Below are 7,532 nucleotides of genomic sequence, written 5' to 3'. Positions count from 1 at the left end.
CCCTGTTACGCCAAACTAATGGTGGCACGGGTCGCCCAATTAAGCCTGCCATCTGGTCGCAGTGTTGAAGCCTGCTTTACCGGCCGTCTTGGGTCCAAGCGCTTGACCATGCGCGTCGACCCAATCAAACGGCGTGTGGTGGTCAGCGGCCCTTTGCGCGTTTCTCAGAAACAAGCCTTAGGATTTGTGCAGGAGAATGCAGCTTGGATCGAAGCGCGTCTCGATGCTTTGCCCGCGCCCGCGCCCTTTGTCGAAGGGGCTGAAATCCTGTTTCGTGGCAGGCCAACGAGACTGGAGCGCGTGCCCGGTCGCGGTGCTCCCATTTTTCAAGATGGGGTTGAGCCGCGCTTGGTGATTGCCGCAACTCCAGTCCGCTTTAGTGCGCGTGTCGCGGTTGCCTTGAAAGCTTTCGCCCAATCAGACGCTGTGAATTATGCGCAGAGCTTTTCCCCCTGTCTCGGTAAGGAGCCAAGCTCAATTGCCTTACGTGACACACGCTCTCGCTGGGGGTCATGTACCTCGCGCGGGGACATTATGTTGTCGTGGCGCTTGATTGGTGCACCGCCGAAAGTGTTCGAGTATGTCGTCGCCCATGAGATGGCGCATTTGCTGGAACTCAATCACTCCCCAGCCTTCTGGGCTCATGTGGCGCGCTTGATGCCCGACTGGAAGCCGGCCCGCGCTTGGCTGAAAAGCCAAGGTGGCCAGCTTCAGGCCCTTGGTGGATAAGCTGTTGCTCAGCCAAACTCTGCCGCTGCTGACAGTACCCGATAGGGTGGACGGCCAAGGGCGGCAAAGCCAATCGCCACACCCGCCAGCGCAAAGACCGTAACAGCGCCGCCGACGATGGAACCAACCAGTCCGACGTTCAGCAACCAATCGGCTTCCAGCACGCTGGTGACAATCGCATACGCGGCCCCAAGGCCAAGGCCTGCGCCAATCAGCGCCGCAATCAAACCGGCACAAGCCTGTTCAATCGCCATAGCCCCGACAATGCGGGCGCGGCTTGCCCCAAGGCTTTTTAGGATCGCAGCTTCATAAAGCCGTCTACGGCTACCGGCGGCCAACGCCCCCGCGACAGCAGCAGCACCTGCAGCCAAAGCGACGGCGGCAATGGCTTGAATGGCGATGGCGAGGCTTTCGAACAAATCACCGGCTGCAGCCAAAGCATCGCGCACCCGCACAATGCCGACAGCGGGAAAGTCCTTCGCCAAAGCCTTAGTCATCTGCGCTTCTTCATCGGGCGTCAGCCGGGCAATGGCGAAATGGCGGAATTGTGCGCCTTCAAACGCACCGGGGGCGAAGACGACGGCAAAGTTTGCGCCAAAGCCGCCCCAATCCACTTTCCGAAGGTTTTCAACTTTGGCCTCAATCTCTCGGCCAGACACCAGAATGCCCAGCGTATCGCCGACCTTAGCCCCAATCCCTTCTGCGGCTTCGGCTTCAAGGCTGATTTTGGCCTCAAATGGGTCGTTCCAATCCTCTGGCCACCAGGTTCCAGCGGTTAGCTTCGCGCCTTCGGGCTGTTTGGCCTGCCAGGTTGAGCCAATTTCTTGTTCGACAAACCAACGCTCAGACGGCTTGACCTTCTCAACATCAATTTCTTGCCCATTGAGCGAGATGACCCGGATCGTCAGCACCGGCGTGCGGGCGTAATCCTCTGGCTTGAGGCGGGGGATTGTCGCTTTGACTAATGCGTCAAATTCTAAAGCCTTGAGATCAGGGATTTCGGTATAGGCCACACTTGGGGCTTTGGCTGGGGCTGTATCGCGGACTTGGGCCACCAGATTGGACTGGATTTGTCCAAGTGCCACTAAGAGCGCGAGGCCTAAGCCGAGGGCAGGCGCTGCTGCGGGGGCGAGAGAGCCCGGACCACCCAGTGCTGCAAGGCCCAAGCCCCAAGCGCCACCGGGGCGGGGTGCACGATGGGCGATGATTTGGGCGGCTTTGCCAAGTCCGTAAAACGCCAACCAGCCAAGTCCAGCCCCAATCGCCAGCAAAATCGCCATCACGGGATCTGGGCTCGTCAGCGCAAAGAGACCCGCCAGCGCGACGAGGCCAACCATAGCTGCAATGCGCTCTGCCAAGGGCGTCGGGCTATCGCCGCCGCCGCCGCGCAGCAGATGGGACGGCGGGGTTGCGCGCGCGGCACCCAAGGGTGGCGCGGCAAAAGCAAAGGCACACAAAAGCCCAATCCCCGCCGCAGAGGCGAGGGGCTTTGGAAATAGGGTCAGCTCAATCGGGATCGGCAAAGCGCTGCCATAAGCCCACGAGGTCAAAAACGGTGCTGCCCCGCCAATCACAACACCTAAGAGCGCACCCAAAAGCGCCAAGCACAAGATTTGTAGCCCGTAGGCCAGACGCACATCACCACCGGAAGCACCCATCGCTTTTAAGATGGCAATGGAGCCGCGTCGCGTTTGCAAATGTCCGCGCACGGCACCCGCAACGCCCAAGCCCCCGGCCAACAGGGCGGCAAAGCCAACGCACGACAGAAAGAGTTCCACCCTGTCGAGTGCGCGATCAAAGCCTTCAGCCGAGCGTGCTTTGTCGCGCAAGGAAGCTTTATCATTTGGAAAAGCTTGATCAAAGGCGGTCTTGGTGGCAGCTGCCGAACCCGCATCTTTTAACTTCACCCGGAGTGCGGAAGAAAAGAGGGCACCCGGTTGAGCCAGATTGAGGGGTTTCAGCGATACCGTTGACACCATCAGGCGCGGCGAAAATGCAAAGCCACGACCCAGAGCATCGGGTTCTTTCAACAGGACTGCGCGGATTTGCACCTTGCCATAGGGCAAAGCGATCTCGTCACCGACTTTTAGCTTGAAGGCATCGAGCAAGGCCTGCTCAGCAACTGCTCCCCAAACGCCATCCTTCTCGGCCAACAGGCCTTGCAAGGGCTGTTGCGGGGCTAGGGTGACACTCCCTTCAAGCGGGTGGACTTGATCGACCGCGCGCAATTGGATCAGGCGACGAATGTCGCCAGAGGTCCCCATTGTATTGCTATCAATGGCAAGGGAAGTGGCACCCCGTTGCTCAAAGAAGGTCAATTGATCTGCACTTGGCGTGCGCTGGCGAAGGTTCAGGACGAAATCGCCCCCCAGAATGCGCCTCTGCTCGGCATCTAGGCCGGACCGAAAGGCCTGCGCCATGCTGCCCGCTGCGGCAATGGCAGCGACCCCAATGGCGAGGCAAACCAGAAATAGGCGGAAGCCTTTAATGCCGCTGCGTAGCTCTGCCACCGCAATGTTGAGCGCATAGGACCAGCGCGTCACGAAGCGACCTTCCCATCTTCCAAGCGCACAATCCGGTCGCAGGCGGCAGCTAGGCTGGCTTCATGGGTGACCAGCACCAAAGCGGCCCCTTGGCTGCGTGCGGCATCAAATAAGAGGTCACGAACCGATTGACCGGCCGCTTGGTCGAGATTGCCGGTCGGCTCGTCGGCAAAGATCAATTTCGGTTGGATCACCGTGGCGCGGGCGACGGCGACGCGCTGTTGCTCTCCACCTGACAGCTGGCTTGGATAATGTTTGAGCCGGTGGTTCAAGCCTACCTTTTCAAGCGCGGCAGCCGCCGCCTCGCGAGCGACCTTGCCGGTTGAAATGTCAGCAGTTTCAAGCGCGGTGGCGACATTCTCAAGCGCCGTCATATTGGGCAGAAGGTGAAAGGCTTGAAAGACAATGCCAATCCGCCCACGCCGAACAAAGGCTAGCTGATCCTCATTCAAACCAACCAATTCCGTGCCCAAAAGTTTGACGGAGCCCCCACTCGCGGGTTCCAGCCCTGTGGAGACCGCCAAGAGGCTGGACTTGCCAGAGCCTGATCGGCCTGTAATCGCCACGATCTCGCCCGCCCGGATCTCGCCATCTATCCCTTTGAGGATATGGACTGGGCCATCCGCGCCGGGGAGGGACAAGGTTACATTGTGAAGCGAGAGGACAATATCGTTTTGGGTCATAGACTGCACATAATCTTGAAAGGGGCTGTCGCAATGGGTGCGATAGCTTAAATAAGCGTCATGCTGCACTTGCCCCTTATTTTCACCACCCGTCGAGCCTTTGTTACCGGTAGCGCTGCAGTGGCGCTAGCTGGCCACGATGCTGCCGCGCAATCAGGCAAAGCAGTGCGGCCAAAGCCCTACACCATCGTTGCCTTTGGCGATTCCTTAACGGCCGGCCTTGGCGTGAAGCGCAGTGAAGCCTTCCCGGCCCGGCTAGAGGCTCGCTTGAAGGCAGCCGGTTATGATCTGCGTATCGCAAATGCCGGTCTGTCAGGCGACACGACCGCAGGGGCGTTGGCGCGATTTGATTTTGCCGTGCCGCGCGGCACGGATGCCGTGTTGCTTGCCATTGGTGCCAATGACATGTTGCAAGGGCGCAGCCCGGAAGATGCTAAGACAAACATTGATGCCATGATCACGCGGGCTAAGGCTCGGGGCCTGAAGGTGGCATTATTAGGCATGCGAGCGCCCAGCAATTGGGGCGCAGATTATCGGGCGCGCTTTGACGCCATCTATCCAAGCCTTGCCCGCAAACATAAGATCGCGCTGGACCCCTTTGTGCTAGAAGGCGTGGCCCTAAACCCTGCGCTCAACCAAGCCGATGGGATCCATCCAAACCCGGTGGGTGCCGACCGGATTGCGGCCCGCCTCGTGCCCTTTGTGGCAAAATCATTTGGTCTAAAGTCCAAGCGCCCCTAAACCCTGCTCGCCGTCATAAGGAACTCAGCCATGATCATGAAACCGCTCGGCCGCACTGGCCTGTCCGTCCCGCTGATTTGCCTCGGCACCATGACTTATGGCGAGCAGAATACCGAAGCTGAAGGCCATGCCCAAATGGATTATGCGTTTGAGCGCGGCATAAATTTCTTTGACACGGCAGAGCTTTACGCCGTTCCGCCCCGCCCTGAAACAACTGGCGCGACCGAGCGCATCATTGGCACGTGGATGAAAGCGCGTGGCACGCGTGATAAGATTTTCCTGGCGTCCAAAGTGGCTGGCCGCTCGCCGATGAATTGGTTCCGCGACTCAGGCGAAGGCTCTCGCGTCAATAAGGCCAATATTGATGAGGCGATTGAAAAGAGCCTCGCGCGCCTTCAGACCGACTATCTCGACCTCTATCAAATCCACTGGCCCGACCGCCGCGTGAATATGTTCGGCGGCTGGGGCTATCGCGATTACAAGGATGACTACACTGCGTTTGAAGACGTGTTGGCCGCATTAGACCCTTGGGTCCAGAAGGGTGTGATCCGGCACATTGGCGTGTCGAACGAGACCGCTTGGGGCGTGATGCGCTTTGTTGAAGAGGCAGAGCGCAATGGCCTGCCGCGGATCGCGACGATCCAGAACGCTTATAATCTCGTCAATCGGACGTTTGAAACCGGCCTTGCCGAAGTCTCGATGCGCGAAAATGTTGGCCTGCTGGCTTATTCGCCATTGGCGCAAGGCTATTTGACTGGCAAATATCTGGGCGGCGCGCGCCCACCTGGTGCCCGCACGACCTTGTTTGAGCGCGGTCAGCGTTATCAGGGGCCGGGGGCAGAGCCTGCGATCAAGTCCTATATGGAATTGGCTGCCGCCCATGACATGACACCGGTGCAATTGGCTCTGAAATTCTGCGCAACGCGGGAATTCATGACGTCAGTCATCATCGGGGCCACCACGATGGACCAATTGAGCCACGCGATTGAAGCGTTCGACAAGCCTTGGACGCCAGAATTGGAAGCCGCCGTCGAGACCCTGCATTCGACCATCCCCAATCCTTGCCCCTAAGTTCAGCCAAGTCGATGCTGCGCCTCTTTGTTGCCTTGCCCTTGCCCGACGCCATTGCCGATGCTGTGGCGAAGACCCAAAGCGGCTTAGAGCGCGCGTCGTGGAGTAAGCGGGACAATCTGCACATCACCTTGCGCTTTGTGGGCGAGGTGGATGAGGCACAAGCCACCGACCTAGATGTGGCTTTGGCCGATATCCGCGTCGCACCGTTTGAGGTGGCCCTGCAGGGTTCGGGCTTTTTCGGCAATTCAAAGCCCCACGCTGCTTGGATGGGAGTCGCCCCGAGTGAGGCCTTGACCCACTTGCAACGGGCGTGCGAACGGGCCTGTCGGCAAGTGGGCCTCGCCCCTGATCCCCGCGACTACACCCCCCATGTGACCACCTGCTATTTGCAAGATGGCCATAGTCTGGAGGCGGTCATTGCCTATCAAGCCCGCCATCATTTGTTCAAGGCGGGGCCGTGGACGGCCGACCGCTTTTACCTTTACGCCAGCCATATCTCGAAAAAGGGCTCAAACCTCTATGGGATTGAGGCGGAATATCCGTTGATCGGCTAGAGCAGGACTCGTTTCGACAGAAACGATGGAGCCTGCGACCTTAAAGAATCTAGAGCAAAATGCATAAAGAGTCAGCTTCACCCAAACGCATTTTGCTCTAGAGATAAGCCCCAATTTGCCACGGCACAAATTCTTCGTCGCCAAGGCCTAAGGCTTCTGACTGGGTAAGCTTGCCAGAGGCGGTTTCGATGAGCGCTTCAAAGATGCGTGCGCCTGCAGCCTCAATGCTTTCGCCCGATAGGATGGGCGAACAATCAATATCCATATCCTCATCCATATGGCGGGCGAGGGCTTGGTTGGAGGCGAGTTTCAAGCACGGGCTGGGTTTGGAGCCAAACACGCTGCCGCGCCCGGTGGTAAAGGCGATCAGGTTCGCCCCCGCCGCAATCTGGCCTGTCGCGCTGCACGGATCGTAGCCCGGGCTGTCCATAAAGACAAAGCCCTTTTCGGTGATGGCTTGCCCGTAGCGATAGACGCCATTGAGCGGTGTGGAACCACTTTTGGCCACCGCACCCAGCGACTTTTCTAAAATTGTGGTGAGACCGCCAGCCTTATTGCCGGGTGAGGGGTTGTTATCGAGGCTGGCACCATGCTTGCCAACATATTCTTCCCACCAAGCCAATCGGTCCTTAAGCGCTTGCGCGACTTCACCATTTTTGGCGCGCTGGAGCAGCAAATATTCCGCACCATAGATTTCAGGGGTTTCAGACAGAATGGCGGTGCCGCCATGGGCCACCAACAGGTCGCTCGCCGCACCTAGGGCCGGGTTAGCCGTCACGCCAGACCAACCGTCTGACCCACCGCATTGTAGGCCAAGGGTCAAGGCGCTGACAGGGGCCGTGCTTCGGCGTGCTTGATTGGCTTCCTGCACCAACTCTTGCACCAGCCCACGCCCATGCTCAATCGCCCGAGCTGTGCCGCCAACGTCTTGGATGGTGAAGGTTTGTAGGCGGTCAGAGCGGGTAAGACCCATCTCTTCGACCAAGCGGTCTAGCTGATTGACCTCACACCCCAGCCCAATGATGACGACGGAATGGAAATTGGCGTGGCGGGCATAGCCTGCCAAGGTGCGCTGGAGATCATCAACGCCGTCGCCTGTGCTGGCGGTACCGCAGCCTGTTGTGTGGGTGAAGGCGGCAACGCCATCGACATGGGCGAACTCCGCCATGCGATCTTCATGGAAATGGGCCGCGCGGTCGATCAAGTTG

At 58.9% G+C, this 7,532-nt stretch carries 7 protein-coding genes; 4 read left to right on the top strand and 3 right to left on the bottom strand.

Going from position 1 to position 7,532, the window contains the following annotated elements; translation table 11 throughout:
* On the top strand, nt 1-729 hold a 729-nt coding region (locus ACIQ20_RS14995), incomplete at its 5' end, for a M48 family metallopeptidase (RefSeq protein WP_395781687.1).
* Between the two features lie 8 nt (nt 730-737).
* Here the strand turns inward: ACIQ20_RS14995 and ACIQ20_RS14990 are convergent.
* Nucleotides 738-3,272: an ABC transporter permease gene (locus tag ACIQ20_RS14990; protein ID WP_395781685.1), complete on the bottom strand. Its 2,535-nt coding sequence runs from the start codon at nt 3,270-3,272 to the stop codon at nt 738-740.
* Nucleotides 3,269-3,955, bottom strand: a complete 687-nt coding sequence (locus tag ACIQ20_RS14985; protein ID WP_395781683.1) for an ABC transporter ATP-binding protein — start codon at nt 3,953-3,955, stop codon at nt 3,269-3,271. The genes ACIQ20_RS14990 and ACIQ20_RS14985 overlap by 4 nt, the downstream gene beginning before the upstream one ends.
* 60 nt (nt 3,956-4,015) lie before the next feature.
* Between ACIQ20_RS14985 and ACIQ20_RS14980 the strand changes: the two genes are divergently transcribed.
* Genes ACIQ20_RS14980 through thpR form a run of 3 tightly spaced genes read left to right on the top strand, consistent with a single transcriptional unit; the run spans nt 4,016 to nt 6,324 of the window.
* A complete protein-coding gene (locus tag ACIQ20_RS14980; RefSeq protein ID WP_395781681.1) occupies nt 4,016-4,696 on the top strand; it encodes an arylesterase in 681 nt (226 codons plus the stop codon).
* Between the two features lie 30 nt (nt 4,697-4,726).
* Nucleotides 4,727-5,767 carry an aldo/keto reductase gene (locus ACIQ20_RS14975; protein ID WP_395781679.1) on the top strand — a complete coding sequence of 347 codons (1,041 nt, stop codon included), beginning with the start codon at nt 4,727-4,729 and terminating at the stop codon, nt 5,765-5,767.
* A gap of 14 nt (nt 5,768-5,781) precedes the next feature.
* Entirely contained in the window at nt 5,782-6,324 is a 543-nt protein-coding gene (thpR, locus tag ACIQ20_RS14970) for an RNA 2',3'-cyclic phosphodiesterase (RefSeq protein ID WP_395781677.1), read from the top strand.
* A gap of 97 nt (nt 6,325-6,421) precedes the next feature.
* Here the strand turns inward: thpR and ACIQ20_RS14965 are convergent.
* The coding region (locus ACIQ20_RS14965) for a UxaA family hydrolase (protein WP_395781675.1) at nt 6,422-7,532 on the bottom strand (1,111 nt) is incomplete at its 5' end.

The organism is Aquidulcibacter sp. (assembly GCF_044346625.1).
GTDB lineage: Bacteria > Pseudomonadota > Alphaproteobacteria > Caulobacterales > Aquidulcibacteraceae > Aquidulcibacter.
This window is presented reverse-complemented; position numbering and strand designations above follow the sequence as displayed.

Bases quoted from the DNA above. Each gene is read 5' to 3' on its own strand.
- ACIQ20_RS14975 (WP_395781679.1), top strand. From the start codon at position 4,727: ATGATCATGAAACCGCTCGGCCGCACTGGCCTGTCCGTCCCGCTGATT.
- thpR (WP_395781677.1), top strand. From the start codon at position 5,782: ATGCTGCGCCTCTTTGTTGCCTTGCCCTTGCCCGACGCCATTGCCGAT.
- ACIQ20_RS14980 (WP_395781681.1), top strand. From the start codon at position 4,016: ATGCTGCACTTGCCCCTTATTTTCACCACCCGTCGAGCCTTTGTTACC.
- ACIQ20_RS14985 (WP_395781683.1), bottom strand. From the start codon at position 3,955: ATGACCCAAAACGATATTGTCCTCTCGCTTCACAATGTAACCTTGTCC.